At 45.0% G+C, this 825-nt stretch carries 1 protein-coding gene; it reads right to left on the reverse strand.

What is annotated here, in order from left to right:
- Positions 1 to 264, reverse strand: a 264-nt coding sequence (locus tag HPS53_RS12530) for a hypothetical protein (protein WP_253942900.1), incomplete at its 3' end; no start/stop codon positions are given.
- Between the last annotated feature and the right edge of the window lie 561 nt (positions 265 to 825).

Here is an 825-nt window from a genome sequence, read left to right on the forward strand (position 1 = left end):
GCGGAGAAAAGGGCTTTGCCTCACGCCTAAACAGAAGTTTAGACTGATGATGCAAGGCCCATTTCTTTTGCGCTTATGCCAGAGAGGTGCTTTTACGGGTTTCTGACGATTTTTCTTTTTTGCTGTTCCTTTGAGCCGTAAGCGGAAAGCCGCGCATGACCGCCCGATCCGTAAATGGAACAAGCCGTCATACACGGCAGGCAAACCGGGAAGAATGATTTTATCCGTCAGACCGGACACGCTCGGCCAGACATATAAAATCATACTTCCTTGCCGGTGGTTTGCCCGGTTTCACGCTTCCGGCAGTGTCCCTTTTCTTTTTGGCATTATCCCTTTTTTACGGATTTCTCTTTTGAAGTTTTCCTGTCCAATCTGCCTCCACTTCCGTTTACCTCCATTTTCGCGTCTTTCAGTGAGCCGCATCAGGCAGTCATTTCCGTTCTGGGCGCAAAGGTAATTCCGGGATTGGACGGGAATGCAAGGTCAAGCCTCCTGTTTTCGGCAAAAATCTCCAGCCCTGCGGGTAGTATTTTTCCCGAAAATACAGCTATAAGATAGGAATAATTTAGGAATAAGCAACTTGCGCACTTTTTGTCACAAGTGAGGTAATGACTTGGCAACGGTCATAAATTCTGCGATGTGCAGTACATTGCTGTCAAACAACTCTATGCAAAGGTAACATATATTTTCGACAAACGAAATGCAATCAGTATTTTATTGCCGTTTCCCTTCCAATTTTCCTAATCGCATTACTATCGAGGTTTGACTTCTGCCCATTTTCTCGGCTATGTATTTTATACTTTTCCCTTCATGATAAAGGGTAAG

The organism is Prevotella sp. PTAC, assembly GCF_013166535.1.
GTDB lineage: Bacteria > Bacteroidota > Bacteroidia > Bacteroidales > Bacteroidaceae > Prevotella.